Annotated in this window: 28 protein-coding genes; 8 read left to right on the forward strand and 20 right to left on the reverse strand. The window is 64.4% G+C overall.

All coding sequences use genetic code 11. The annotated features are described in order from the left end of the window. The 5 genes from C6A82_RS17965 to C6A82_RS17985 all read right to left on the reverse strand — a co-directional run bounded on the left by C6A82_RS17965 (position 1) and on the right by C6A82_RS17985 (position 5,874). Complete coding sequence (locus tag C6A82_RS17965) at positions 1-645, reverse strand: hypothetical protein (RefSeq protein ID WP_105348114.1); 645 nt, start codon at positions 643-645, stop codon at positions 1-3. After that, complete coding sequence (locus C6A82_RS17970; RefSeq protein ID WP_105348115.1) at positions 642-1,511, reverse strand: hypothetical protein; 870 nt, start codon at positions 1,509-1,511, stop codon at positions 642-644. The genes C6A82_RS17965 and C6A82_RS17970 overlap by 4 nt, the downstream gene beginning before the upstream one ends. A gap of 141 nt (positions 1,512-1,652) precedes the next feature. After that, the gene (locus C6A82_RS17975; protein WP_105348117.1) at positions 1,653-3,113 is read right to left on the reverse strand and encodes a FadD3 family acyl-CoA ligase; all 1,461 of its coding nucleotides are present in this window, start codon (positions 3,111-3,113) and stop codon (positions 1,653-1,655) included. Beyond that, positions 3,110-4,300: an amidohydrolase family protein gene (locus C6A82_RS17980; protein WP_105348118.1), complete on the reverse strand. Its 1,191-nt coding sequence runs from the start codon at positions 4,298-4,300 to the stop codon at positions 3,110-3,112. The genes C6A82_RS17975 and C6A82_RS17980 overlap by 4 nt, the downstream gene beginning before the upstream one ends. 38 nt (positions 4,301-4,338) lie before the next feature. Then, positions 4,339-5,874: an AMP-binding protein gene (locus C6A82_RS17985; protein ID WP_105348159.1), complete on the reverse strand. Its 1,536-nt coding sequence runs from the start codon at positions 5,872-5,874 to the stop codon at positions 4,339-4,341. A gap of 81 nt (positions 5,875-5,955) precedes the next feature. Here C6A82_RS17985 and C6A82_RS17990 point away from each other — a divergent pair, with 81 nt between their 5' ends. Then, positions 5,956-6,672, forward strand: coding sequence for an enoyl-CoA hydratase/isomerase family protein (locus C6A82_RS17990; protein WP_105348160.1), 717 nt, complete (start codon positions 5,956-5,958; stop codon positions 6,670-6,672). A 68-nt stretch (positions 6,673-6,740) separates the two neighbouring features. Here the strand turns inward: C6A82_RS17990 and C6A82_RS17995 are convergent, their stop codons facing one another. Genes C6A82_RS17995 through C6A82_RS18010 form a run of 4 tightly spaced genes read right to left on the reverse strand, consistent with a single transcriptional unit; the run spans position 6,741 to position 9,239 of the window. Beyond that, the gene (locus tag C6A82_RS17995; protein WP_142406040.1) at positions 6,741-6,953 is read right to left on the reverse strand and encodes a hypothetical protein; all 213 of its coding nucleotides are present in this window, start codon (positions 6,951-6,953) and stop codon (positions 6,741-6,743) included. Positions 6,954-6,991: 38 nt separating this feature from the next. Beyond that, positions 6,992-8,014 carry a zinc-binding dehydrogenase gene (locus C6A82_RS18000; protein ID WP_199193921.1) on the reverse strand — a complete coding sequence of 341 codons (1,023 nt, stop codon included), beginning with the start codon at positions 8,012-8,014 and terminating at the stop codon, positions 6,992-6,994. After that, the gene (locus tag C6A82_RS18005; RefSeq protein WP_105348121.1) at positions 8,014-8,823 is read right to left on the reverse strand and encodes an SDR family oxidoreductase; all 810 of its coding nucleotides are present in this window, start codon (positions 8,821-8,823) and stop codon (positions 8,014-8,016) included. Before C6A82_RS18005 ends, C6A82_RS18000 begins: the two co-directional genes overlap by 1 nt. After that, on the reverse strand, positions 8,820-9,239 hold the full coding sequence (locus tag C6A82_RS18010) for a nuclear transport factor 2 family protein (RefSeq protein ID WP_105348123.1): 420 nt from the start codon (positions 9,237-9,239) through the stop codon (positions 8,820-8,822). Before C6A82_RS18010 ends, C6A82_RS18005 begins: the two co-directional genes overlap by 4 nt. 56 nt (positions 9,240-9,295) lie before the next feature. Between C6A82_RS18010 and C6A82_RS18015 the strand changes: the two genes are divergently transcribed. From C6A82_RS18015 to C6A82_RS18025, 3 genes are read left to right on the forward strand one after another with little or no spacing between them, the layout of a single operon-like run. Beyond that, positions 9,296-9,745, forward strand: a complete 450-nt coding sequence (locus tag C6A82_RS18015; protein ID WP_105348125.1) for a Zn-ribbon domain-containing OB-fold protein — start codon at positions 9,296-9,298, stop codon at positions 9,743-9,745. Between the two features lie 11 nt (positions 9,746-9,756). Beyond that, positions 9,757-10,902 carry a thiolase family protein gene (locus C6A82_RS18020; RefSeq protein WP_105348126.1) on the forward strand — a complete coding sequence of 382 codons (1,146 nt, stop codon included), beginning with the start codon at positions 9,757-9,759 and terminating at the stop codon, positions 10,900-10,902. A gap of 11 nt (positions 10,903-10,913) precedes the next feature. Next, positions 10,914-11,267 (forward strand): nuclear transport factor 2 family protein, encoded by a 354-nt coding sequence (locus tag C6A82_RS18025; protein WP_105348128.1) that lies wholly within the window; start codon positions 10,914-10,916, stop codon positions 11,265-11,267. A 6-nt stretch (positions 11,268-11,273) separates the two neighbouring features. Here the strand turns inward: C6A82_RS18025 and C6A82_RS18030 are convergent, their stop codons facing one another. From C6A82_RS18030 to C6A82_RS18045, 4 genes are read right to left on the reverse strand one after another with little or no spacing between them, the layout of a single operon-like run. Next, positions 11,274-11,567 carry a cytochrome C oxidase subunit IV family protein gene (locus tag C6A82_RS18030; RefSeq protein WP_105348129.1) on the reverse strand — a complete coding sequence of 98 codons (294 nt, stop codon included), beginning with the start codon at positions 11,565-11,567 and terminating at the stop codon, positions 11,274-11,276. Positions 11,568-11,570: 3 nt separating this feature from the next. Next, the gene (locus C6A82_RS18035) at positions 11,571-12,170 is read right to left on the reverse strand and encodes a cytochrome c oxidase subunit 3 (protein WP_105348131.1); all 600 of its coding nucleotides are present in this window, start codon (positions 12,168-12,170) and stop codon (positions 11,571-11,573) included. Continuing rightward, complete coding sequence (locus C6A82_RS18040; protein WP_233217118.1) at positions 12,167-12,979, reverse strand: hypothetical protein; 813 nt, start codon at positions 12,977-12,979, stop codon at positions 12,167-12,169. Before C6A82_RS18040 ends, C6A82_RS18035 begins: the two co-directional genes overlap by 4 nt. Beyond that, entirely contained in the window at positions 12,976-13,683 is a 708-nt protein-coding gene (locus C6A82_RS18045; RefSeq protein ID WP_105348132.1) for a hypothetical protein, read from the reverse strand. The genes C6A82_RS18040 and C6A82_RS18045 overlap by 4 nt, the downstream gene beginning before the upstream one ends. A 98-nt stretch (positions 13,684-13,781) precedes the next feature. On the opposite strand from C6A82_RS18045, the gene C6A82_RS18050 reads away from it, so the two are divergent. Next, complete coding sequence (locus C6A82_RS18050) at positions 13,782-14,366, forward strand: TetR/AcrR family transcriptional regulator (RefSeq protein WP_105348134.1); 585 nt, start codon at positions 13,782-13,784, stop codon at positions 14,364-14,366. Between the two features lie 65 nt (positions 14,367-14,431). On the opposite strand, the gene C6A82_RS18055 is transcribed toward C6A82_RS18050, so the two are convergent. The 3 genes from C6A82_RS18055 to C6A82_RS18065 all read right to left on the reverse strand — a co-directional run bounded on the left by C6A82_RS18055 (position 14,432) and on the right by C6A82_RS18065 (position 15,942). After that, positions 14,432-14,935, reverse strand: coding sequence for a universal stress protein (locus C6A82_RS18055; protein ID WP_105348136.1), 504 nt, complete (start codon positions 14,933-14,935; stop codon positions 14,432-14,434). A gap of 195 nt (positions 14,936-15,130) precedes the next feature. Then, entirely contained in the window at positions 15,131-15,466 is a 336-nt protein-coding gene (locus tag C6A82_RS18060) for a DUF732 domain-containing protein (RefSeq protein ID WP_105348137.1), read from the reverse strand. A gap of 149 nt (positions 15,467-15,615) precedes the next feature. After that, complete coding sequence (locus tag C6A82_RS18065; RefSeq protein WP_142406041.1) at positions 15,616-15,942, reverse strand: hypothetical protein; 327 nt, start codon at positions 15,940-15,942, stop codon at positions 15,616-15,618. Positions 15,943-16,291: 349 nt separating this feature from the next. Between C6A82_RS18065 and C6A82_RS18070 the strand changes: the two genes are divergently transcribed. Then, positions 16,292-16,747, forward strand: coding sequence for a hypothetical protein (locus tag C6A82_RS18070; protein ID WP_105348168.1), 456 nt, complete (start codon positions 16,292-16,294; stop codon positions 16,745-16,747). On the opposite strand, the gene C6A82_RS18075 is transcribed toward C6A82_RS18070, so the two are convergent. Then, a complete protein-coding gene (locus C6A82_RS18075; RefSeq protein WP_105348166.1) occupies positions 16,705-17,361 on the reverse strand; it encodes a TetR/AcrR family transcriptional regulator in 657 nt (218 codons plus the stop codon). The genes C6A82_RS18070 and C6A82_RS18075 overlap by 43 nt on opposite strands. 189 nt (positions 17,362-17,550) lie before the next feature. Here C6A82_RS18075 and C6A82_RS18080 point away from each other — a divergent pair, with 189 nt between their 5' ends. Continuing rightward, positions 17,551-18,831, forward strand: coding sequence for a cytochrome P450 (locus C6A82_RS18080; RefSeq protein WP_105348141.1), 1,281 nt, complete (start codon positions 17,551-17,553; stop codon positions 18,829-18,831). Positions 18,832-19,424: 593 nt separating this feature from the next. Here the strand turns inward: C6A82_RS18080 and C6A82_RS18085 are convergent. Next, positions 19,425-19,805 carry a hypothetical protein gene (locus C6A82_RS18085; protein WP_105348144.1) on the reverse strand — a complete coding sequence of 127 codons (381 nt, stop codon included), beginning with the start codon at positions 19,803-19,805 and terminating at the stop codon, positions 19,425-19,427. A gap of 79 nt (positions 19,806-19,884) precedes the next feature. Between C6A82_RS18085 and C6A82_RS18090 the strand changes: the two genes are divergently transcribed. Further along, on the forward strand, positions 19,885-20,424 hold the full coding sequence (locus C6A82_RS18090) for a hypothetical protein (RefSeq protein WP_199193922.1): 540 nt from the start codon (positions 19,885-19,887) through the stop codon (positions 20,422-20,424). Between the two features lie 15 nt (positions 20,425-20,439). On the opposite strand, the gene C6A82_RS18095 is transcribed toward C6A82_RS18090, so the two are convergent. Both C6A82_RS18095 and C6A82_RS18100 read right to left on the reverse strand, forming a co-directional pair. Next, positions 20,440-22,152, reverse strand: coding sequence for an MCE family protein (locus C6A82_RS18095; RefSeq protein WP_105348146.1), 1,713 nt, complete (start codon positions 22,150-22,152; stop codon positions 20,440-20,442). Further along, positions 22,152-23,498: an MCE family protein gene (locus tag C6A82_RS18100; RefSeq protein ID WP_105348148.1), complete on the reverse strand. Its 1,347-nt coding sequence runs from the start codon at positions 23,496-23,498 to the stop codon at positions 22,152-22,154. Before C6A82_RS18100 ends, C6A82_RS18095 begins: the two co-directional genes overlap by 1 nt. Positions 23,499-23,520 lie beyond the last annotated feature (22 nt).

The raw sequence follows: 23,520 nt of genomic DNA on the forward strand, positions 1-23,520 counted from the left end.
CTACACCGGGTCGAAGGACGAGATGAGCCAGCCGCCGTCGATCTTCTGCATGGTCACGCGTACCGCGCTGTTGATGAAGCTGGCGTCGGGACGGTCCTTGCTCTCGGTGGTCTGGTTGATGAAGACCAGCACCACCGCCTTCTCCGGCGCAATCTCCGACACGGCTGCGCGCACGACGGCGGCCTGCGTCTTGACAGCCTTCTGCTTGGCCGCCGGCGCGACGATCTGCTGGGTGAACTGGGTGTAGTACGACAGGAAGCTGCCGGTGAGCTTGCTCTTCGCGGTCGCGAAGTCCTTGTCGAGGCTGTCCGGTGAGTACGACAGCAAAGCCACGGTTCCGTCGGATGCGGCTCGGATGGCGGACCGCGTCGCCTCGGCATCGGTGTCGCGGTCTGAGTTGTAGACCGAGTAGTACATCCAGCCCGTCAGCGCGGCCGCGGCGACCAGTGCAATCGTCAGGGCGACGGCGACCCAGTGCCTTCTCGCGCCCCGGCCCACTCCGCCGAGAACGTTGCGCCTCGGCTTCGTCGCCGCCGCCTTCGGTTCGGACTCCTGCTGTCCGATGGCGTCGCTCTCGACTGCGGTCGACACCGGCTCGTCGCCATGGGTCGCGTCCACTTCGGGGACGTCCTTCTCATCGGTCACGGTACGAACTCGACTTTCGCCAGCTTCAACTGTCCGCCGTCACGCGCCAGGTTCACGCTGAGCCGCCACGCGCGGGGCTCCTGCTTCGCGCCCGCGGCGTTGGTGACGCGCGACGACGCGGCCACGAGAACCGTTGCGGTGTCATCGGTCATCGATTCGACCGCGGTCGCGGTCACATTGGTTTCGGTGACGGCCTTGGATTCGACGGCAACCTTGACGAAATCCTCTGCGGTGTTCTGGAAGTCGGTCTTGAACTGGCCGGTCGAGTTGTCGATGATGCGCTGGACGTCTTCTTTGGCCTTCTTGTAGTCCAGCGACATCAGCGTGACGGCGCCCTGACGGGCGGCCGCTTCGAACTCGGCTCTGCGCTGCTGCTCGGCCTGTACCTGACGGTGGCTCCAGTACATGTAGCCACAGGCGGCCAGCAGGGCCGCGATCACCAGGACGGTGAGGGCACCCGCGATGCCCTTCCACGACGGTAGCGGGATCCGCGCGCCGCGACGTTCCCGCGCCGGCGCGGCTGTCAACTCGACTGCGGAGTCGGCAGCGGCGTCCACTTCGACTGCTGCGGCTGATTCGTCGGCTTCTGCTCCGGGTACCGCGACGGTCTCGGCGGTTTCGGCTGCCTTGGTTTCGGCTGCCTTGGCCTCGGCGGCCTTGGTTTCGGCTGCCTTGGCCTCGGCGGCCTCGCGGCGCAGGCGCAGCGCACGGGCGCGCGCACGGGCGGCGGCGGCGACCGCCTCGGCTTCGGCTGCTTCGGCCTCCGCCTCCTCCGCCGAGATGGCGTCGACGGATTCGGTTTCTCCCGCCGTGTCGTCGACGTGGTCGCCGTTCAAATCCGGCGGAGTCTGCTTCCGGGACCGCATGCAACCTCCTATCCGGTAAGCACTGTGCTCAATGAGAATGGCATTTTCTATTTTCGGTATCGCCGCGACGATACAGGATTCGCATATCCGCTGAAATCAGGCATGTCCTGCGGAAATGCTATTTACGCACTATGCGGGCGCTTAGCGCTCTCTCTTGATCAGCTGATCCTTCATCACTTTGCCTGTCGCATTGAGCGGCAGCTCGTCCAGAAACTCTACGTACCGGGGCACCTTGAAACCAGCCATCCGATCGCGGCTCCACGCGATCAGATCTTCGTCGGTGACGGTGCCCTTCAGCACGACGAAGGCCTTGCCGACCTGTCCCAGCCGGTCGTCGGGCACGCCGATCACCGCGGCCTGCGCGACGGCGGGATGCTCGAGCAGAAAGCCCTCGATCTCGGCCGGATAGGCGTTGAATCCGCCGACGATGAACATGTCCTTCTTGCGGCCGACGATGCGGAGCCGACCGGTGTCGTCGATGGTGCCGAGGTCGCCGGTGTGCAGCCAGCCATCGCCGTCGATGGCCTCCGCGGTGGCAGCCGGGTCGTCGAGGTATCCCTGCATGACCGTGAAGCCGCGCATCAGCACCTCACCGTCGGTGGCGATGCGCAGTTCCACTCCGCCCATCGGAAGCCCCGCCGTGGTGGCGATGTCCTCCGCTGAGTCACCGGGCCGGGACAGCGTCGCAGTGCCTCCCTCGGTCAGCCCGTAGCCGGTTGCCAATGTCTGGAACGGCAGTTCGTCGAAGGCACGTCTGATCAGTTCGACGGGAATGTCGGCCGCACCTGTGACACCGACACGCAGCGTCGCCAACTTGGCTTTGTCGGCGACGCCCAGCAACGCGTGATACAGCGTCGGCGGGCCGGGCAACACGGTGATGCGCTCGGCCGCAACCGTTTCCACAACCCGATCGATGTCGAAGACCGCCATCGGGAACATGGTTGCGCCACGGATGAACGATGACAGCAAGCCGGCCTTCAAACCGAATGTGTGAAAGTAGGGGTTGATCATCAGATAGCGGTCGCCCTCGCGCAGATCGATGAGACCGCTGTACTCGCTGTAATGGCGCAGATTCTGGAGGTGGTTCATCAACACGCCCTTGGGCCTGCCGGTGGTGCCCGAGGTGAAGATGATCTCCGACGTGTCGGTTCCCGCGACGTCGCTTCCGTCGCGGACCGATGGCGAACCGCTGCCGAGGAAGTCGGATTTCAGGTCGATGACCGGCACGCCGGCAGGCGCCGGGTAGTCCTGGCCCAGGAAACCCTGCTGAACCAACACAGCCTTCGCGCCGCTGCGTTCGATGATGTCGCCGGCCTCGTCGGATTTGAACCGCGTGTTGACGGTGACGAGAACGCCGCCCGCGGTGAGCAGCCCGAAGGCCGCGATTATCCACTCGGCGGAGTTCGGCGCCCACACGGCGACCCGGTCACCCTTGGTTATGCCGAGATCGGCGAAGGCTCCTGCGGCGCGGCGAATCCGGTCCACGACCTCATTGAAGGTCAAGCGCAGCGGGCCATCGACGACCGCTTCCGCATCGCCGAAGCGGTCCGCCGCGCTCAAGACCATCTCGGGGATGGTCTGCCAGCTTTGACGGGTCGTCACGTCGTGACGAGACGACCCAGGTTCCCACCCATGATCTTGGCCTGATCCTCGACCGAGAGGTGCTCGAGCGCGGTCACATAGTGGGTCGGCTCGGCCAGGCCCTCCGGGTGCGGCCAGTCGGAACCGTAGAGCACCTGCTCGACGCCGATCAGGTTGATCAGATCGTCGATGCCCTCCTCGTAGAACGGGCTGACGTAGATGCGGTTCTTGATCTCCTCGATCGGGTTGCCGAGGAAGGCCTCCGGCGCCTTCTTCCACACCTCGGCCATGGAGTCCAGCAACGGGAACATCCACTTGGAGCCCGCCTCGACGATGCCCACCTTGAGCTTCGGATGCCGGAACAGCGCGCCGTGAATCACCCAGGACGCCACGGCATCCTGGATCGGGCGCCACTCGTTGAGGATCGACATCGCGTTGGTCTGGAACGGCAGCATCTCCTGCGCCGCACCGTCCCACTCGGACGTGTAACGCGAGTAGCCGCTGTCGGACGAGTGCATGCCCACGAAGACGTCGTGATGCACGACCCGCTCCCAGAACGGATCGAACTCCGGCAGCGCGAACGACCGCGGGCCGCGGAAGCCGGGCACCGGGGCCGGGCGGATGAGGATCGCGCGAGCGCCGCGCTTGACGCACCACTCCAGCTCCTCGATGGCCTTCTCGACGATCGGCAGGGTGATCACCGGAGTGGTGAAGATCCGGTTCTGGTAGTTGAAGCCCCACACCTCGTCGAGCCACTGATTGAGCGCGTGGATGAGCACGTGGATCGCGATCGGGTCGTCGCTCAGCCGCTCCTCGATGAGGCTGGCCAGCGTCGGGAACATCAGGGAGCGCTCGATGCCGAGCTCGTTCATCTTCTCGATCCGCGGTGCGGGCTCGAAGAACGCCGGTATGGCCCGCATCGGCTCGCCGAACAGCTCACGTTTGCTCTTGCCGTCGGGGTTGCCGAACTTGAAGTACTCCTCCCATGCGCCCGGCGCGGCGACCACCGAGAAGGTGGGGTTCGGGATGTAGTTGCTGATCAGTCCCTTCAGGGCGATCTTCGTGCGGCCGTTGATCTCGACGTACTGGACGATGTCCTTGTACTCCTTGGGGAGGTACTTGGTCATCGCCTCCGGCGGCTCATAGAGATGGTTGTCAGCGTCGAACAGCGGAAACGGGATGTCGACCCGGTGTGAAAGTTGACCCATGAAAGACTCCTTATCCTCTTGAGAGAATCCTATTCTCCTTAGCTGCTCAACGCAATGTGTTGCCTTACCAGGAACTTCTGCACCTTGCCACTCGCGGTGCGCGGATAGTCGTCCACCCAGTGCAGTTCCTCCGGCCACTTCTGAATCGCGACGCCCGCCGACTTGAAGTGCTCGCGCACGTCGTCGAGGGTCGGCATGTCATGGCCGTCGCGGATCCGCAGCACGGCCGCGGCACGCTCGCCCAGTCGGTCGTCGGGTGCGGCCACCACCACGGCCTCGGCCACCGCGGGCATGCTGAGTAGAACCTCCTCGACCTCGAGCGCCGAGATGTTCTCGCCGCCGCGGATGATGACGTCGGCCTTGCGGTCGGTGATGGTCAGGTACCCGTCGTCGTCGAGCACGCCGACATCGCCGGTGCGGTACCAACCCTCGGCGTCAAACGCCCGCTCCGTCAGCGCGTCGTCGGTGTAGCCGAGGCACAGATCCGGTCCGCGGCTGAAGATCTCGCCGTCCGGGCCGAGCCGGATCTCCACACCCGGACGCGGATTGCCGTCGGTGTAGAGCCGTTTGTCCTCCGGCGCATCGCGAGTCGACCCGGTGATCGACGGATGCTCGGAGCTGCCGTAGGACCGGAACACGAACATGCCCATGTCGGCCAGCCTGCGGGTGACCGCGGCGGGCACCGTAGACCCGCCGAGGCCAACGGTTTTGAAGTGCGAGACGTGTTCTGCGGTGCAGTCGGGATGGTCGAGCAGACTGGTGACGAAAAACGGTGGGCCGCCACCGACCGACAGCCCGTCGCTTTCGATCAACTTGAGGACCTTCCCGGGATCCCAGACGTCGCACAGGTCGATCGAGGCGCCCTCGAGAACGGGGATGAGGAACGCGCCGAGCATGCCGATGAAGTGCCCGACCGGTGTCGCGGTGAGTTGCCTGCCACGGTCGGGTGGGTAGTTGGCCAATAGCTGCCGCGTCTCGCACCCCAGCGTCTGATGGCTGTGCACAACGCCTTTCGGGTCAGTTGTCGTGCCCGAGGTGAATGCGATCAGCGCGGGGCTGCTCGGATCGGCGGCAATCGTTCCGGCCAGCGGTTCATCGGCGAGAAGCTCCTCGAAATTCTCACCGACCAACCCGACGATCGGGACATCCGCGCAGAGGTCGGGCAGGTATTTCATCCGCCCGAACGCGCGGGCGGTGATGAACACCTTCGGCTTGGCGGTGGCGATGATGTGGGTCAGTTCCTTGCGGCCGTAGAAGTGCACGATCGGCACCACAACCGCACCGAGGAAGGCCGACGCCCAGAATGACGCGGCCGCCTCCATCCAATTCGGCAGCTGAATGGCCACGGCGTCGCCGGGCTTGACGCCACGCGCGCGCAGGCCTTCGGCCAGCCGACGGGCCTGCAACTCGACGTCGGCGAACGTGCCGACAAACGGGCGGACGTCCGAGTGCACCCAGAAGCCGGTGCGCGGGTTCGCCTGCAGCCCGTCTGCGATCAGATCGCCGAGCGTCTCGGCCCGCCACCACCCTTCATCCTCATAGCGTTTGATCAGCTCTACCGGGATTTTTCGCATTGCGCGCCGCGGCACCTCCATTCGCTCGTGATGCTATTCTCCGCCCAAGAGAATGCCAATACCGCAGACGGAGAATGGGCGATGGTCGATCTCGAATTGGATGACGGCTTGGCGGTCATCACCATCGACCGCCCGCACGCCCGCAACGCCATCTCGCTGGAGACGATGGACCAGTTCGACAAGGCGCTCGACGGGGCCGAGGACGCGGCCGCGCTCGTCATCACCGGCGCGGGCGATCGCGCCTTCGTCTCGGGCGGCGACCTCAAGGAACTCAGCGCGTTGCGCACGGAACGCGAAGCAGGCGCCATGGCATGGCGGATGCGGTCGATCTGCGACCGGATCGCCGGCTTCAACGGGCCGACGGTGGCTGCCCTGAACGGTCATGCGCTCGGAGGCGGCGCCGAGGTGGCGGTGTCGGCCGACATCCGGCTGGCCGCAGACGACATCAAGATCGGTTTCAACCAGGTGTCGCTCGAGATCATGCCCGCATGGGGCGGGGCAGAGCGGCTCGTCGAACTGGTCGGCTTCAGCAAGGCCCTGCTGCTGGCAGGCACCGGAATGATTCTCAGCGCTCAGGACGCGCAGCGCAGCGGGCTGGTCGACCACGTCATCGCCCGCGACGAGTTCGACGCCGAGTGGCGCAGGATCGCGTGCGCTCTGGCGAACCGTCCCGCCGGGGAGATCAAACACGTGATGCGGGGCGTCACCACCACCGAGGCGGTCGCCGCCTTCGCCCGGCTGTGGGTTTCCGATGAGCACTGGGCCGCGGCCGACAGGGTGATGAAGCGCGACAAGTGATTTCACGCGTTGAAACTGCATCCATGGCGATGATTTGCGAGTAGAGCCCGCCATAGCCGCCGTCTCGATCAACCGCCGAGCGGCCGGATGGGGTTGTTGCCGTCCCACTCCGCCGCGGCGTCGTGGATGAAGATCGCGTTGGCCGCCGTGGCATCGGTGAGTTCGGAGATCTCGATGACGGCCGCAGGCGAGTTCGGCGGCTCGACATAGGCGAATCGCACGCCGTAGCTTTCCCCGCCCGACCACACGACCGGCCAACCGGCGTTCTCGACCGCACGCATCGTATCAGTGAACTGGCGCACCGGCCCCGGCAAGATCGTCATGACGCGGTCGGATGGACGACGACGCGAGGCGGACCCTGCCCCTTGCGCACCCGGTCGATGGCCTCAGGCACGTCCTCGAGTGCGATGATCCGGCCGATGCTCGGCGACGGGTCGAGCCTGCCCTCCGCCACGGCGTCCAGAGTGCCGTACCAGTCCTGCGGCAGCGGACCGCCGCCGAACTGGATTGTCATGCCCTTGTGGGTGGCCGCGGTGCAGTCGATCGTCCCCGCGTCGTACCACCCGCCTGCGACGTAGACCCGCGCCATGAACTCGCACGCGTCGACGATATTCTGCAGCAGGCCGTGTCTGCCCACGCATTCGAAGATGACCTGTGTCGTCTGAAAATTGTTGGCCCGGAACGTCTCTCGCCATACATCATAGGGATCCCGCGACGACGGGTTGACCAGGACGTCGGCGCCGAAGGTCTTGGCGTAGGCAAGCCGGTCGTCGCTGTAGTCGGCCACCACGATCGGCGCCACTCCACGCGCCTTGAGTGCGGCCACCGTCGAAAGGCCGATGGCACCGGCGCCGATGACGAGCGGCAGCTCACCCGGTTTGACACCCGAACACCGAACGTAGAACTCGCCGACCGCGAACGCATCAACCAGCGCGACGGAGTCGTCGGGCACGCCGTCAGGCACCCTGCGGGCCATGATCTCCGAGACGAGCATCAGTCCGCCGAACGCGCCTGGCGCATCCGGGTTGTGCCCGATGACAAGCGGTTCCTCGCCGTGCCGGATCATGATCGGCAGGCTGGTGACCCGTGTGCCGACCGGGAAGTCGTCGCTGCAGTCCGGTCCGTGGCCCACCACCTCGCCGATGAACTCGTGGCCCATCACGGTGTCGCGGTCGGCGTCCCATTTGAACCGGTCCGCGGAGTTCGGATGGTCCATGTAGTGCACGTCCGACGCACAGATGGCCGCGCTCAGCGGTTTGATCAGCAATTCGCCGGGTCCCGGTACCGGGTCGTCGGTTTCACGCACCTCGAGCTTGCCGCCACGCAGTACCACCGCTCGCATCAGCCCGCCGTCCCTTGTTTGGCAGCCGAGTCCAATGAGGCGGCGGTCATGAGCTCGACAAGGTTGCGCCGGTCAACAGTCCACACCATTGATGCCATCGTGCGATTCTTCTCTCCCACAGCATAAGTCGGGCCGTTTCCGATGTTGTCGATGATCTCCCGAGCAACGTCCTCGGAGAGCATGACGGTGTCAGGGTCGTACGGAAAGCCCATCCGTTGGTATGCCTCGGTCCACGTCATGCCGAGCGGCGTGCAGCACACGTCGACACCATGCGGACGCAATTCCGCCCACAGCCCCTCGGCGAAGTTGACGTTGAACGCCTTCACCGCGGAGTACACCGCGAGCAGCGACGCTCCGGCCAGGCAGGCCAGCGAGCTCACCAGCACGATTCCGCCGCGACCGCGTTCGCGCATCGCCGGGGCGAAGTGCCGCGCCAAGGCCACCGGCCCGACGCACGCAAGCTGGATCTGACGTAGCGAGTCGTCGAACGACTCGTCGAGGAACTCGACCGTCCGGTTCGCGGCGCCCGCGTTGTAGATGACGAGCCCGACCTCCAGCCCGTCGGTCGCCTCGGCCACCCGTTCGGAGATATCGGGGACGGTCAGATCCAACCGCACCGGTCGAACCTCGACGCCATGGCGCTCGCGGATCCCGGTCGCGACGTCGTTCAACAGCGCCTCATTGCGGGCGATGAGCACGAGATCCAGTCCGCGCTCGGCCAATTGGTCGGCCAAGCTGGCTCCGATTCCCTCGGATGCGCCTGCGATGACCGCCCACCGCCCGTAGCGCTGCGCGAAGGCATCGGTCATGACGACCCACCGGCCCCGGTCAGTAACCGCGGGGTATGTGTGGTTCTGCGACGGATGCGCCACCCGTCGGGCCCCCGTACCAGTTCGTCGTCGTAGTGGCCGACGGCGTCGACCCAGGGGGCGTTGTCATCGGCCGTCACCATCAGCACGGCGTGCACGTAGGTTCGTGCGGTCGCGGTGTCGCCGTTCACGTCGATGACGAAATTCGACAGCCGGTGATACGTCGGTCCCATCGGGTCGTGAATCCGGGCGAACAGATCGGTGAAGGCGTCGGGATCGGTGAACGTGCCGACGTCGCCGTAGTCCAGGTCGACCTGGTCGGTCCAACAGCTGCGGAACAGCGGCCAGTTCCTCGTGTCGATTCCCGTGGCGTAGCGGACCAGCACCTCGGTGATTTGCGCCTTGTCGGCATCCACGCCGGGAAGGCTAGCCGATCACCGACCTCTGGACCGTGTGTTCTCTCTAGACGAGAATGCCATTTCCGATTAATGTCAACCACGTGTCGACACCGCAGAAGGCGCTCGCGCCCGAGATCTCCACCTGGCCCGACGAGAACCCGCAGCTGATCGGTAGCCGGTGCGGTGCGTGCGGCGCCACCACCTTCCCCGTCCAGCAGCGCTGCCCCAGGTGCAGCGGCGGCGACATGTCCGCGGTGAACCTCCCCCGCCGCGGCACGCTGGTCGCGTGGACGACGCAGGGCTTTCCTCCCGGCGCGCCCTACAAGGGTCCGACGGGCAAGGATTTCGTGCCGTTCGGCGTCGGGCTCGTTCAGCTCGAGGACGTCATCCGCGTCGAGGGCCGGCTTACCGAGAACGACCCGGAGAAACTGCAGTTCGGTATGGATGTCGAGTTGACGATGATTCCGTTCACCACCGATGACGAGGGCAACGAACTCGTCACCTTCGCGTTCCAGCCGGTCTAGAGAGGTCTGCCATGACTAACGACGTCGCCATCATCGGCGTGGGGCTGCATCCCTTCGGCCGGTTCGACAAGACCGCGATGGAGATGGGCGCCGACGCGATTCAGGCCGCGCTCACCGACGCAGGTGTCGAGTGGCGCGACATCCAGTTCGGCTTCGGTGGCAGCTACGAGGTGTCGAACCCCGACGCCGTCACCCGGCTGGTCGGCCTGACCGGCATCACGTTCACCAACGTCTTCAATGCCTGCGCAACCGCCGCATCGGCCGTTCAGCAGACCGCCGACACCATCCGGCTCGGCAAATACGACATCGGCATCGCCATCGGCCTGGACAAGCATCCCCGCGGTGCTTTCACCGACGACCCGGCCAAGTTGGCGCTGCCCCAGTGGTATGCCGAGAACGGCCAGTTCGTCACGACCAAGTTCTTCGGGATGAAGGCCAACCACTACCTCAACAAGCACGGCATCTCCCAAGAGACGCTGGCCAAGGTGGCCGCCAAGAACTTCCGCAACGGCGAGAAGAACCCGAATGCCTTCCGGCGCAAGCCGATTTCGGAGGAGGAGATCCTCAACTCGGCGGTGCTGAACTACCCACTCACCCAGTACATGTTCTGCGCACCCGACGAAGGCGCGGCGGCGGTGATCATGTGCCGAGGCGATATCGCGCACAAGTTCACCAAGAAGCCGGTCTATGTGAAGGCGAGCGAGATCCGGACCCGCACCTTCGGGGCATACGAGGTGCACGCGACATTCGCGCCGCTCGACGAGGATTCGTCGCCGACGGTCTACGCCGCGAAGGCGGCCTACGAGGCGGCGGGTATCGGTCCCGAGGACGTCGACGTCGCCCAACTGCAGGACACCGATGCAGGCGCGGAGGTCATCCACATGGCCGAGACGGGCCTGTGCGCCGACGGCGAGCAGGAGAAACTGCTGGCCGACGGCGCCACCGAGATCAACGGCACGATGCCGGTGAACACCGACGGCGGCCTGATCGCCAACGGCGAGCCCATCGGCGCCTCCGGGCTTCGACAGGTGCACGAACTGGTGCGCCAACTTCGCGGTGAGGCAGGCGACCGGCAGGTGCCCGGTGAGCCGAAGGTGGGCCTGGCTCAGGTCTACGGCGCACCCGGCACGGCGTCCGCGACGATTCTGTCGGTGTAATAGCACCCGTCGTGCCGACAGTCGCCGACACCGTCAACCGCTACGCAGAGCTGCTCGGTTCGGGCAGCGCCGATGAGATCACCGCGCTGTATGCACCGGATGCCTCGGTGGAGGATCCGGTGGGAAGCGGTGTACGGCACGGCCACGCCGAGATCCGTGAGCTCTACAGTCGCGTCGAAAAGCAAACCCGGACAGTCGAACTCCTGTCGGTGCACATCAACGGCGCCGAGGCGGCGTTCCTGGCGCGGCTGACGGTGATCGGCGACGATGCCCGAACCACGATCGACGGGATCGATGTCATGACGTTCGACGCCCAGGCCCGCATCACGTCCATGCGGGCGTTCTGGGCCGCGCCCGACCGCTAGGGCTCCTCAGGCGATCGCCGAGCCGACGAAGTACGTGGTGAGCAGACACACGCCGACGAGGACCACCCAGCCGTCGGTGAGTCGGCACAGCAGAGCGGGAGCATGGCGCACCTCCATGAACTCTCTGAAGATGATGCGCACTTTGATCAGCGCGATGACGATGGCGCTCACCGTGACGACAGTGCTTGCTTGCAGTGTTCCGTGCCGATCGGCCGAGTGATCCAGCCAGACGTACGCAGAAGTCATCGACGTCAGAATCGCCCAGACGATCAACAGTCTCTTGTTCGATGCGGTGCTCATCGATCACCTCACAACGTAGAGCAACGCGAAGATCAGCACCCACAGGAAATCGACTGTGTGCCAATAGGTGGCGCACGTTTCGACAAGCTGCTGGGATCGCCGAAGCGGACTGGACAGTTGATACACGAGAACGCCGAGCACGACGAACCCGATCAGGACATGTATGCAGTGGATCGAGGTCAAGAAGAAGTAGTGCTGGAAGAACTCGTTGCTGGTGAACGTGTTTCCCATCCGGATCTCCTTGATCCACTCCAGGATCTTCGAGGCCAGGAACACGAGTCCGAAGGACAGAGTGAGAAGGGCGTTGGTCATCGCCGACCGGTAGGCGCCTGTCCGCGCGGCTTGAACGCAGCGCGCGACGGCCCACGAGCTGAGCAGCAGCGCGACGGTGTTGAAGACACCGATGTGCAGATCAAGATCGCCCTGTGCCTGTAGGTACAGCTCCCGATTTTGGGTTCGAGAGAGTAGATAGACCGAGAAGTACCCGGTGAACAGTAGAGTCTCGAAGAGAACGAACATCCACATGTCGGGTTGACCCGGAACGAACTCGGCGGCCTTGTCGTCGAGGTGCTCCGGTTGGGGTGCGCCGGCGAGATTCGTCATCGCGACGCCTCCTTGGCCGCGATTTCCGGTAGGACTCCTGTGCCGAAGTCCTCGCGTTCGATCATCTTGCGCAACAACACGATGAACACGCCGGTGTACAGGACGAACACCACCATGTTGATCCACCAGGCGATGGCGCCGTTCCACGCGAAGGCGCCGCGCGAGAAGATCCACGCAGGCGCGACCACCACTTCGGTCAACGCGTTGCACAGGCCGAGATAGCCGAACCACTTCGGGAACACACGGTTCTTGTCGAGCAGGATCGCGACCATGTAGACCAGCGACCCGATCAGGAACACACCCATGGTGCCGCTGAATGACAGGAAGCCGAAATCGTAGAGCCAGGCGATGATTTCGGGGTCACGGTCGGGCCGAAACGCCGCCACCGTCATCGCCATGGCCATCACCAGCATCCCCGGTACGGCGGCCAGCGCATAGATGATCAGGTAGGAGTAGGCGAAGACCCGACTCACCGACATCCGCCGCATCGAATACGCCAGCAGTGCGTTCATTGGGGCGCACATCCCGGCTACCAGGAACACGACGGCGAATCCGACGATGATGCCGTGGCCGTGGTCGTCGAACCACCGCACCACGGTCGGCGTGTCCCACGCCGGGCTCGGCGGTGGCTGCACGCGGGTGACGAAGAAGAACAGCACGCCGTAGAGGTTGTAGAAGACGACCATCACCCACCACGCGAACCACAGCTCGCGTTTGGGGTGATATCGGATGTTCCACAGCAGCCTGCTCGTCGGGGAACCGGCAGGCGCGACTGCCGTCGTCGGCAGCGCCGTCGTCGATGCGCTCATGCCGCGACCCGCTCCTGGGCTCGCTGCTCCCGGATGTTCTGCGCGAGAACGGCTCCCATGACGACGATCCACACCGCGATCGCGCTGTTCTTGACCCAGAACGACAACAGACCATCCCATGCAAGCGGCCCGGTGAACGAGAGCGCGGTGAAGGCGGCGGGTGCCAACGCGATCGCCGTCGCGACGTTGAAGAGAGCAACCCACGGTTTGAAGATGCGCTGTTTCTGATGGTCCCAGAAGATCGCCAGCGCCAGCAGCAGACACTGCGCGATCAGGTACGGAACTACGAGGGTGAAGGTTAGCCACGCAAGGTCGTTCAACAACTGAGTGAGTTCGGGTGCACGGTCAGTGCGGAACGAGCCGAGAAGCCAGAACATGTTGGCGATGAGGAAGATCGTGGGGGGGCCGCCTGCGCATGCGATCAGGCAATACGACAGGATCGGCGTCCGATGGGCCATGCGGCGAATCTGCATCGCGAGCAGGATCACAATGGGGACCAGGCCGACGCCGAACCAGTTGAACAGGATCATGCTGTAGCGGATACGCGCGGTCTCGTCGCGATAGAAGGTCGCGACTTCCTCGGCGGACAAGGACGGCGACATCGGATGTGCGAAGCCGGGAAACAGGAAGAAGGCGGACACCCAGATCAGCGCGACCACCGGCAGCGTGCAGAGAAGGATGAACTCACCGTCAGTTCGTTTCATCGTCGGGCTCTCTTCATCGATGGACGTCGGTTGCCGATCGGCAACTGGACGGTAGCCGACCGGCTACCAAAAGGTCAATCCTCGATTACCCTCGTCGTGTGACGTCGACGCGGCAGGGCCCTCGGTTCAGCGCGATCACGCGCACCGCCGCCCAGACCCGCGTGCTGGACGCGGCGCTGAAACTCATCGCCGAGAACGGCGTCAGCGGTACATCGCTGCAAATGATCGCCGACGAAATGGGTGTGACGAAGGCGGCGGTGTATCGCCAGTTCAAGACCAAGGAAGAAATCGTCATCGCCATCACCGAACGCGAGATGGGGCGACTGGAGGATGCGCTGGAAGCCGCAGAGGCCCATGGTCATTCGCTGCGGGCGCGGGAGGTTCTCCTCGACCGGATGATCGAACAGGCCATCGACCGTCGTGGCGCATTCAGCATCCCGCTGTTCGACCCCGTGATCATTCGCCTTCAAGCGGAGTACGAACCGTTTCAGCGGTTCATCGAGCGTCTCTATGCGGCGCTGCTCGGCACGGAAGGCGGCGTCGAGGCGCGCTTGCACGCCGCGATGCTGTCGAGCGCGATCAGCGTCGCCGTCATGCATCCGTTGTTGGCCGACGTCGACGGTGACACCCTGCGCGCGTACTTGAAGGAGATGACACGCCGAATGATTGGCCTCACAACCTGACCCGCACCGGAGTCAGAGCTTCGGTATTGGCATAACGACACACAGGGTCGGCCTGGACGGCTGCTTCAGTCGGTGGTGTGGACGATCAGCACGTGGGTCTTGGCCTTGCGCAAGACGTCGCCGGGTACCGAGCCAAGCCACTTGTCGGTGCGCGTGCCCAGTCCCACGTTGCCAACGACCAACAGATCGGCCTTGACCTCCTCGGCGAGCCGGGACAGCGCCTGTGCCGGACCACCCAGACGACCCACCGGAATCGGTCGCGTCTCGACATCCTTCGCGCCAGCCGCGCTGGCCCGGTCGCGGGCTTCCCTAAGGATCCCAAATATGGGGGCCATCCCGTGCATCTTGAAGTCCCCCTCGTCCCGGAGGACGACCTCGGCGCGGCCATCAATCACACGATCCGGCCGGGCTGGTCTTCCCCAGCCTCCCTTATCCACGTTAGGCAAGTGCGCCATCGCGATGATCAACTTCGCGTTAAGTGCCGCGGCGAACGCGGCCGCGTGCTCCACCGCACGCAGCGACGTGTGCGAGCCATCGGTGCCGACCACCAGTGTCTGATAGGCGCTCATTTCCCCACCCAGGGTAAAGCCCGACGGCGGCTCAGCTCCAAGAAAGAGCGAACAAAGCCACGCAGCCTCTCACCGCCCCACTAAAACACACGTGCGGATGCCTCTCGAACTTGAACCACACGCAGGGCATAGCGTTGTCACTCCGCGCATCGCATCGCGAAAACCCACACCTGAGAAGTCGAGTCGAAAGCGCAGTTAGCTCATGAACTGGTCGGAGTACCTAGGACAGTAGGCCTGGACGGCGTCGGCCATGAAAACCGCGGCCTGACGCGGAGTAAAGGCCGAGTCGTTCAGTGTCAGCTGGTGAATGGTTGCTGGCGATTTGCCGGAGGTAAACGCCTCGCAGACCGTCCGGGCCCTCTTCACACTCTGTTCCGGTTGTGAAAAATTGATCCCGTCGGCGAAGAGCTGCTTCAGAAACGCGTCGTCGGTGGCGTCGGCGGCGGCGCTGCCGGGGGTGACCAGACTCAATGCGGCCACCGCTATCACCGCACCGAAAAGCTTGCCGATGTGGTGGCGGGCGAACATCATGATGACTCCTACATGTCGAACCGCAACGCAACAACACTAGCCCCACGCTGAGCAATCGTGTGCCCGCTGTCATGATCTGCGAAACGGAGTCGATGGCGCGGGCTGGTCACCACGCCTGCCGATGTGACAGTCGTCTGGGGGCAGTCGAGCTAGGGGGCGCCGATCGCGTTGATGCAGCGGATCACATCCTGCACACCCATGGAGGGGTGCCCCTGCGCAACGAAGTCGTCCAGCTTCTGGATGGCCTCCGCGTTCTTGCCTTGCGCCAGCATCAAGGAGATGTCATCAAGCTTTGCGAGGCTGCCGCTTTGGTCCTTTGTCTGGGCGGACTGGCGCTGGGCCTGGACCGTGGCATTCCGCAGTTGGGCTATCAGCGTCCGGCACTCTACGACGGTCGTCGCCGAAGCGGTGCCAGCGAGGATCCCGTTCAGAAAAAGCAATGCTAAAAACATCGCGATCAACCGTGTCAGGTTCATCAAAACTCCCTCTGCGTAGTGGCGCAGAATGGCTCCGCAGGCAGGCAAACGGCCTGACCGCCTAGCGCTAGGTACCCCGCGCCGTCCTGAGACAAACTAGTGGCAATGCTAGTTTGCCTCTCGCCCCGTTGGTGGAGTTGCAACAGCCGCCAAGTCGACGTATGTGCTGTCCTGCGACTCGAGCGGAGTGACTGACTACTTCGTCCTACTTCGTCGCGGCGCCGGTGAAGGCAAGTGGTGCGCGCCACGAGCGAGGTCGTCCCGGTACCGCTCGAGAAATCCTGAACTTGTAATGATCAGATCGCCGATTCCATACCGGTTGTGGAAACAACGTTTTATCATCTCGGAAATGAGGTTTCCGGCTGATCGCGTGCGTACCAGGCCGTTGTTGAGTGTGCTGTCGGCAACGGTTTTAGCGGGAGCCTGTGTCACCTTCGGCACCGCAACCGCTGCCGCGGACGACCTGCCGCCTCCACCGCTGCATCACATCCATTACACGGTTTGGGCCGAGGAGCCTTTCACGGCGGAGATCTACTACCGCGACACCGACCCGCCGAACTGGGCGGAATACAGCCACAACCCCTACCTGTACAGCCCCAACATCGAAGCCGAAGTCGGCCCGAACCAGCAATGGAACCTCGACGTCGGTTTGGCCGACCCCGATCAGTGGGCGATGGTAGTCGCGGGCACCGGCGGCGAGTCACCGAAGAGACCCAACATCCACTGTGCGCTTGCCGTCGACGGCGTGGTCGTGAAGACCGCTCAGGGACCGAAGGGTGCGCTCTGCTCCATTCGAGCCTGGTGATCACTCACCGGCGTCGCGTCGCCTGCGGACACAGGATCACCTTCCAATCGACGCAGCCATTGCTCGCAATACTTGAACGTCTCGGCGTGACCGGTGGACATGCCGAGAGCCCGCTCCATCACGAGCGCCTGCGACACGCTCGTCGCGAACACCGTCCACACCACAGGCGGCACCTCACCCACGTCCACGTTGTAGCGCCGTAGTGCAGCGGCGATCGCCTTGTTCTGCTCCTTCCGGAACCGTTCGGCGTAATAGACGATTTCGGCCCTAAGCGCCTTGCGGTGATTAGCCAGCCCCATGAACTCCATCGTCAGCCGGGTGGCCTCAGGCTGCGTGCTGAACCTCCACAGGGCCCACAGCGGCTGAGGCGACGCCAGCGCTGTCGCCAGCACCCCGAGGCCATCCTCCGCTCTGCGGCGGAACACCTCGAGGAAGAGGTCTTCCATGGTCCTGAAGTAGTAATGCACAAGTTGCGGCTTGAGCCCGGCGGCATCCGCGACACGCCGAGACGTGACGGCGGCGTAACCCTCCTGCAGGAGCAGTTCCTCGGCAGCATCCAGCAGTACGCCGCGATTCTTCGCCTCCGGTGCCCCAATTCTTCGGTCCGACGCCATGTCACCTCCCCGAATATTCTCCCAGAGCGTCGCCACCGGAGACGTCAGCCGCCATACCGGGTGTCACCTTGACCGTGACTCTACCGCCATGCTAAGCAGGTGCTCAGCATACTATGTGCCGTGCACCTTCAGCGCGGTGCGACGTCCAGCCAGTGGAGCTATCACGGGTTCCGGGAGGAAGCGCCTTTAATGACTACCGATTACGACTCCCTCGACTACTTCACCGATCCGTCGCTCGTGCCGGACCCGCATCCCTACTTCGACCATCTACGGACCAAGGACGCATCCTGCTGCCCGATCACCAATGGGGTGCTCGCGGTCACCGGCTGGGAGGCGGCCAACGCGGTCTACAAGGACGCCGAGAGCTACTCGTCCTGCGTTGCGGTGGCCGGCCCGTTCACCCCGATCCCGTTCGTGCCCGAGGGCGACGACATCTGCGCACAGCTCGTGGAGCACCGCGCCGAGATCCCGATGTACGAGCACATGGTCACGATGGACGCGCCGTACCACACGGATGCCCGGTCGCTGCTTAGTCGGCTGTTGACACCGAAACGGCTGAAGGAAAACGAGGACTTCATGTGGCGGCTGGCCGACCGCCACATCGACGAGTTCATCGCCGACGGCAAGTGTGAGTTCCTGGCCGCCTACGCCAGGCCGTTCTCACTGCTGGTGGTGGCCGATCTGCTCGGCGTCCCCGAAGAGGACCACGAGGAGTTTCGCGAAGCATTCGGCGCCCAGCGCCCCGGCAGCAACATCGGAGGCCTCGACCACGAGCCGATCGCCGCCAACCCCTTGGAGTGGGCCGACGAGAAGTTCAGTCACTACATCGAGGATCGCAGGACGAACCCGCGTGACGACGTGCTGACCGGGCTGGCCACTGCGCTCTACCCCGACGGCTCGACGCCCGAAGTCATCGACGTCGTGCGCACCGCCACGTTCCTGTTCGGGGCCGGCCAGGAGACCACCGCCAAGCTTCTCAGTGCGGCGCTGCGGGTGCTCGGTGACCGACCCGAGATCCAGCAGCAGCTGCGCGACGACCGCAGCCTCATTCCGGTGTTCATCGAGGAGTGCTTGCGGATGGACAGCCCTGTGAAGAGCGTGTTCCGGATGGCTCGCAAGACCACGACGCTGGGCGAAACCTCGGTCCCCGCCGGTACCACAGTGATGGTCAGTCCCGGCGCGGCAAACCGCGACCCCGGGCGGTTCGACGAACCCCACAAGTTCCGTCTCGACCGGAAGAATGTCCGCGAGCACATCGCGTTCAGCCGCGGCATCCACTCCTGCCCGGGCGCACCGTTAGCGCGCGTCGAGGGCCGGGTCAGCATTGAGCGGATTCTCGACCGGCTGAGCGACATCACGATCGACGACGAGAAGCACGGTCCCGCCGACTCCCGCGCATACACCTACGAGCCGACATTCATTCTGCGCGGACTGACCGACCTCAACATCAAATTCACCCCAGTTGGGTAGGCGTGCCGCGCAGGTCCACAGGTTTCGATTCGACTGCGAACTCACTCGAAGCTGCGAAGACGACGCTAGGCTGGACTGGCTGGCGGGCTCGGTCTGATCTCCGAAGGAGGCAGAGGTGCGCAAGATCATCGCGGCGCCGGTCGTCGCTTGTGGATTACTCTCAGCGTCAATACCTTTCGCCGGTGAGGCATCGGCGTATTGCGACTCGGCAGACTGCGTCCCGAACGTTGCCCGCAATGTCGCCGAGGGCGCACCCTGCGCACCCGGTCCCTCTTACGTCTTCGGCCTGGATTCCGACCGGAACACCCTCATCTGCGCCGCGCAGGGCATGTGGGTTCGGGTCGGCCCGTTGATCGGCACGCGCGAGTTGGCGCTGCCCTGTGAACGGCCGGGTGATAGCGCGCAGCAACCCATTACCACAAATGACTTGCAGGCACGTACCCCCGGCGTCCCGCTGAGGTGTGCGGAGATCAACGGGGCCACACGGTGGATACATTTCTGACACTGGGTGAAGCGCGCCACTGGTGAGTCGAACCACCTGGCGGGGGCTTCACGTGTCCAACCCCGCAGTCCCCCGCTCGTCGGCGGGCGATCTAGGTGTCTCCGCGCGTCCAGATGCTGGCGCCGTTATTGGCCACGCAGGTCAAGAACAGCCCGTCGGGTGCCTGGGCCACCTCACCGTCCTGTGCGGGGCAGGGTGCGGTTTCGTTTCTGATTCCATGCATCTCGGGCGAGCGGAACCACCGCGGTTCGTATCTCCTGGGTGAGCCGCAGAACACCAGCCGTCCCCACGAAGTCACACCGAATGCGTAGTAAGTGCTGTTGTCGCAGTACGAGCCGAGCACGACATTGGGCCTGATGCCCGGCGTGCACGATGGGTAGTCGCACTCTGGCGGCTCGGCGGCCGCCGGCGGCGCGCCGGGCAACAAACCGGTGGTGAGTAAGGCAGCGAGCACCGCGACGACTGATCGCACAGCAACATTTTCACATAGGCGGGAACGAAGCTCTCGCTATTGAAGAAGATAGCTCCAGACCGAGTTAGGCTACTAGGTTATGCAGGCGAAAAGTGTGGCTGCGGCCGCGACGGCGATCGCCGTGATCGGAAGTCTAGTCGCAGGTCCGTCGGCGCACGCCACGGATTACGGCGTTGCGCTCAATGGCACCTATCGGGCCTTCTCGAACGGCGAATGGTCTCAAACTAGCGCGGGCCCGAACGGCGCGGGTGGAGCCATGGTCTACATAGACCAGCCGTCGAAGATGGAGACCTGGACTGTGACATCGGACTGTATTAGTCCGATCCAATGCAACGGCGAGGTCAGAAGCGACGCAGGCTGGACGGGTTCGCTGAACTTCAACGGCGATTCCTGGAGGGTCGACCGCGACATCCCGAACTGGGCGCCGTGCCCCGACGGCACGGCAGCCCCCGGTCACCAGAACTTCGCGTTGTGGGGGTTCGATCCGACCACGAGTGAGAAGAACAAGACCCGGGACCTGATCGTGGGCTGGGAACGGACCATGGCCCCGAGCGGCGCATGCGGTCTCAACAAGCCGGTTGTCACCCAGTTGCCGGTGCGACTGGAAAAGTTGTCTTAGCCGCCGCTGGCACGATCAGATCGGCAGCAGGTCCTGCCACGATCTGGGTTGCGTCCCAGCAACCGGAGTCGACACCTGCTGAAGCTGCCCATCGGGGCTCATATAACGTCCCGTGCGCGGGTCGTAGCTCGTGATCGCAACCGATGGACCACCAGAACCGTTGCCGTTGAACGCACTTGGCGCCGCGGGTAACGCGCCGCCGTCTGGCGGTGGCACCTCGACGGGCCCAGGCGGCGGACCGAGCGGCGCAGGCGGTACGTCTCCACCTGCAGGCGCGATCGGGGCCTCGACGGGCGGTATCGGCACTCCATTGAGGGAATTACCCGGCGGCGCGGGCGCCGACGGTGCGGGCGGCAGCGGATCGGTGAGTGGATTGGGTGCGATCGGTGGCGTTCCGGCAGGGACGGCACCCGGCGGCAGGGGCGTACCCTCTATCGGTGCGTAGATTCGATCTCTGAAGTCAACGCGATCGTCGATCGGAACCCCTTGCGCAACGAGATTCGGGTCGAACTGATTGGGCCCGAGCGTGTGTTGGCGAATTGCGTTTGGCCGATAACCCTTCGGGTCGTTGCAGAGTTCGACCGTTGGGGCGCGCTTTCCAGGGTGCCCCATGCACGGGTAGTTGCGTGCGCCGCGCACCGAGATCGGCGAATCCTGCGGCAGTTTGCAGTACAGCCCGTCAGGTGTGTCGACCGTGGTGGTGTCGGCGGGGTTGCGCCACTGCGACGCTGGCAGGAAGCCGACCGTACATGCGGGGGGATCTTCGATAGTGAACGAGAAGTCGCTCAGGGGCAGCCCCATTGGGTTGTTCTTCGGAAGCCCAAATGACTGCTGAGCAGCGATGACCCCGGGCAGAAGCACCAGGAGTTGTTCCAGCGACGGGTTGTACGTGACGAGAATTTGACCCAAGGTGGTGAGGTTCGCCAGCAGTATCGGCAGAGTCGGCTTTATCTGAGTCAGAAGCGCCGAAACCTCCTGCGCGAAGCCGGGTCCGCGTTGCAGTATCGTCCGCAAATCGGGGTCGTTCTGCGCGAGTTCCTCGGTGACTCCGGCCAAGCTGCGCGCCCACGTCCGGATCGCGTCCGTGGTCTCGGCCTGCGACTCCAGAAGCGGCCCACTGTCATCGATCAGCGCTCGGCTCTGGTCAGATACGTCGTCGAGGTAATCGGTGATGCTGGCCGACGAGTCGAGCAGTGATTGGAAGTCTTCGCCTGCGCCGTTGAAGGCCTCGAACGTCTCATCAAGCAAGCCACTGATCCTGTTTTCTGGAATGCTGTCGACAAGCGCGCTGACTTGATCCAGCATTGGCCCCACCTGTTGCGGGATGGTCGCGTTGTCCATGGCGATTACCGAGCCATCCTCCAAGTACGGCCCGGAATCGGTACGCGGACGCAGATCGACATACTGCTCACCGACAGCCGAGACGCTGCGAACCTCGGCCTGCAGATCCGCGGGGATCTTCGGCGAGGTGTCCAGCGTCAGCTCAGCCTCTGCGCCCCTCTCGGTGAGCTTGATCTCTCTCACCTCGCCGATCTGCACGCCCCGGTAGGTCACGTTGGAGAAGCGGTACAAACCACCGGCGGCCGGCAGTTCTAATGTCACCTTGATGTGACCGATGCCGAGCAAAGCCGGCAGCTGCATGTAGGTGAAGATCATCACCATCACACCGACGATCGACGCGATGGTGAAGATGATCAACTGGTTTCGGACAAAGCGGGTCAGTAGCATCAGCCGCCGCCCTCCGGTGTCGGTGGGACTTCGTCAGGCGGCGCGGCGGGGACGGGTGGCGCCGGCGCTTCGGCTCCGTACGGTCCCGCGAAGATCTGCGATGCCGTCGTCACCGGAGCCGCAGTTGCGGGTGGAACCATCGGGACCAGCGGCTCAGAGACTGCCGGCATCGGCCCGCTAGGCGGCACTTGCTCCGGAGGCAATCCCGCCGCAAGGGCCGCATCCTCTGGCGGTGGCGGCGCGACGCCCGCACCGAGCGGGTTGTACGAGTAGTTCAGGTAGAACGGGTCTCCCGGCGCCGGGATGAACTTGGCGTCTTGGTCGCCCCACCGGGTGCCGAGGAACAGCGTCCGCTTCAGTCGCGGGTAGGTGATGTCGAAAACGGCGAACAGGTTGATGTTGTCGCCTCGTGCGACTCGGTCGGCGAAGGTCGGGCCGTACGGGAACGCGGTGGCAAACCGAAGCCCAGTTGTCAGATCGGGTCCGACGTCGGCGAGCGCCTTGATCGTCGGCTCCAGGTTCTCGAGGTTGGTCACCAGATCGTCGCCGGCGTCGTTGACCAGACGGGTGGCGGTATCGCTCAACTGCCCGAGCTTCACCAGTGCGGTCGTCAGCCGGGGCCGTTCCCTGACCAGAACATCCAAGGCTGGCGGAATGTCCTTCAGCGCGCGGTCGATCACATCGCGTTGCCCTGCGAATGTGCCGGCGACCCGCCTCAGTTGCTGAATAGTGGCGATGATGTTGTCCCGCTGCTCGTCAAGGACGCCGACGACATTGTCGAGGCGGGTGAGCAGCTCGCGGATCTGCGGTTCACGTCCGGACAAAGCGACATTGGCGTTGTGGATGATGTCACCGATCTGCCCCAGACCGCCTCCGTTGGCGATCACCGACAGCGACGACAGTGTCTGCTCCGTGGTCGGATAGGTCGAAGACCGGTTGAGGCCGATGGTGGCACCGGGCTGCAATCTGCCGCTTGGCTCTTGGCCGAGTGGCGGGTTGAGCGCCAAGTGCATCGAGCCCAGCAGGCTGGTCTGCCCGACCGTGGCCACCGCGTTGGCGGGCACGACCACGTCCGGCTTGACCGAGATCTCGACGTCGGCATGCCATTGGTCGACCTTCATCTTGCCCACGCTGCCGACGACGACGTCGTTGATCATGACCGGCGAATTCGACTCCATCGTGGAGACATTCGGGAGTTCGACATGGTAGGTGGCGGCGTCCGGTCCCCGCCCGACTGCGCCGGGCAGCGGCAAGGAATTCAGGCCCTGGAAAGCACATCCGGTGGCCGTCACGGCAAGGCACGAGCCAGCGAGGACCACATTCTTCACACGACTCCCGTAAGACATGCTCCTCGCATGCGCGGCGCGA

Source organism: Mycobacterium sp. ITM-2016-00318 (genome assembly GCF_002968285.2).
GTDB lineage: Bacteria > Actinomycetota > Actinomycetes > Mycobacteriales > Mycobacteriaceae > Mycobacterium.

Bases quoted from the DNA above. Each gene is read 5' to 3' on its own strand.
- C6A82_RS18015 (WP_105348125.1), top strand. From the start codon at position 9,296: ATGCCATTTCCGATTAATGTCAACCACGTGTCGACACCGCAGAAGGCG.
- C6A82_RS18060 (WP_105348137.1), bottom strand. From the start codon at position 15,466: ATGATGTTCGCCCGCCACCACATCGGCAAGCTTTTCGGTGCGGTGATA.
- C6A82_RS17990 (WP_105348160.1), top strand. From the start codon at position 5,956: ATGGTCGATCTCGAATTGGATGACGGCTTGGCGGTCATCACCATCGAC.
- C6A82_RS18095 (WP_105348146.1), bottom strand. From the start codon at position 22,152: ATGCTACTGACCCGCTTTGTCCGAAACCAGTTGATCATCTTCACCATC.
- C6A82_RS18000 (WP_199193921.1), bottom strand. From the start codon at position 8,014: ATGCGAGCGGTGGTACTGCGTGGCGGCAAGCTCGAGGTGCGTGAAACC.
- C6A82_RS17980 (WP_105348118.1), bottom strand. From the start codon at position 4,300: ATGGGTCAACTTTCACACCGGGTCGACATCCCGTTTCCGCTGTTCGAC.
- C6A82_RS18075 (WP_105348166.1), bottom strand. From the start codon at position 17,361: ATGGCGTCGGACCGAAGAATTGGGGCACCGGAGGCGAAGAATCGCGGC.
- C6A82_RS18055 (WP_105348136.1), bottom strand. From the start codon at position 14,935: ATGAGCGCCTATCAGACACTGGTGGTCGGCACCGATGGCTCGCACACG.
- C6A82_RS18070 (WP_105348168.1), top strand. From the start codon at position 16,292: ATGAGGTTTCCGGCTGATCGCGTGCGTACCAGGCCGTTGTTGAGTGTG.
- C6A82_RS18040 (WP_233217118.1), bottom strand. From the start codon at position 12,979: ATGAGCGCATCGACGACGGCGCTGCCGACGACGGCAGTCGCGCCTGCC.
- C6A82_RS18005 (WP_105348121.1), bottom strand. From the start codon at position 8,823: ATGACCGATGCCTTCGCGCAGCGCTACGGGCGGTGGGCGGTCATCGCA.
- C6A82_RS18090 (WP_199193922.1), top strand. From the start codon at position 19,885: ATGCAGGCGAAAAGTGTGGCTGCGGCCGCGACGGCGATCGCCGTGATC.
- C6A82_RS18080 (WP_105348141.1), top strand. From the start codon at position 17,551: ATGACTACCGATTACGACTCCCTCGACTACTTCACCGATCCGTCGCTC.
- C6A82_RS18065 (WP_142406041.1), bottom strand. From the start codon at position 15,942: ATGAACCTGACACGGTTGATCGCGATGTTTTTAGCATTGCTTTTTCTG.
- C6A82_RS18045 (WP_105348132.1), bottom strand. From the start codon at position 13,683: ATGAAACGAACTGACGGTGAGTTCATCCTTCTCTGCACGCTGCCGGTG.
- C6A82_RS18035 (WP_105348131.1), bottom strand. From the start codon at position 12,170: ATGACGAATCTCGCCGGCGCACCCCAACCGGAGCACCTCGACGACAAG.
- C6A82_RS17985 (WP_105348159.1), bottom strand. From the start codon at position 5,874: ATGCGAAAAATCCCGGTAGAGCTGATCAAACGCTATGAGGATGAAGGG.
- C6A82_RS18020 (WP_105348126.1), top strand. From the start codon at position 9,757: ATGACTAACGACGTCGCCATCATCGGCGTGGGGCTGCATCCCTTCGGC.
- C6A82_RS17995 (WP_142406040.1), bottom strand. From the start codon at position 6,953: ATGCGTGCGGTCGAGAACGCCGGTTGGCCGGTCGTGTGGTCGGGCGGG.
- C6A82_RS17970 (WP_105348115.1), bottom strand. From the start codon at position 1,511: ATGCGGTCCCGGAAGCAGACTCCGCCGGATTTGAACGGCGACCACGTC.
- C6A82_RS18030 (WP_105348129.1), bottom strand. From the start codon at position 11,567: ATGAGCACCGCATCGAACAAGAGACTGTTGATCGTCTGGGCGATTCTG.
- C6A82_RS18100 (WP_105348148.1), bottom strand. From the start codon at position 23,498: ATGTCTTACGGGAGTCGTGTGAAGAATGTGGTCCTCGCTGGCTCGTGC.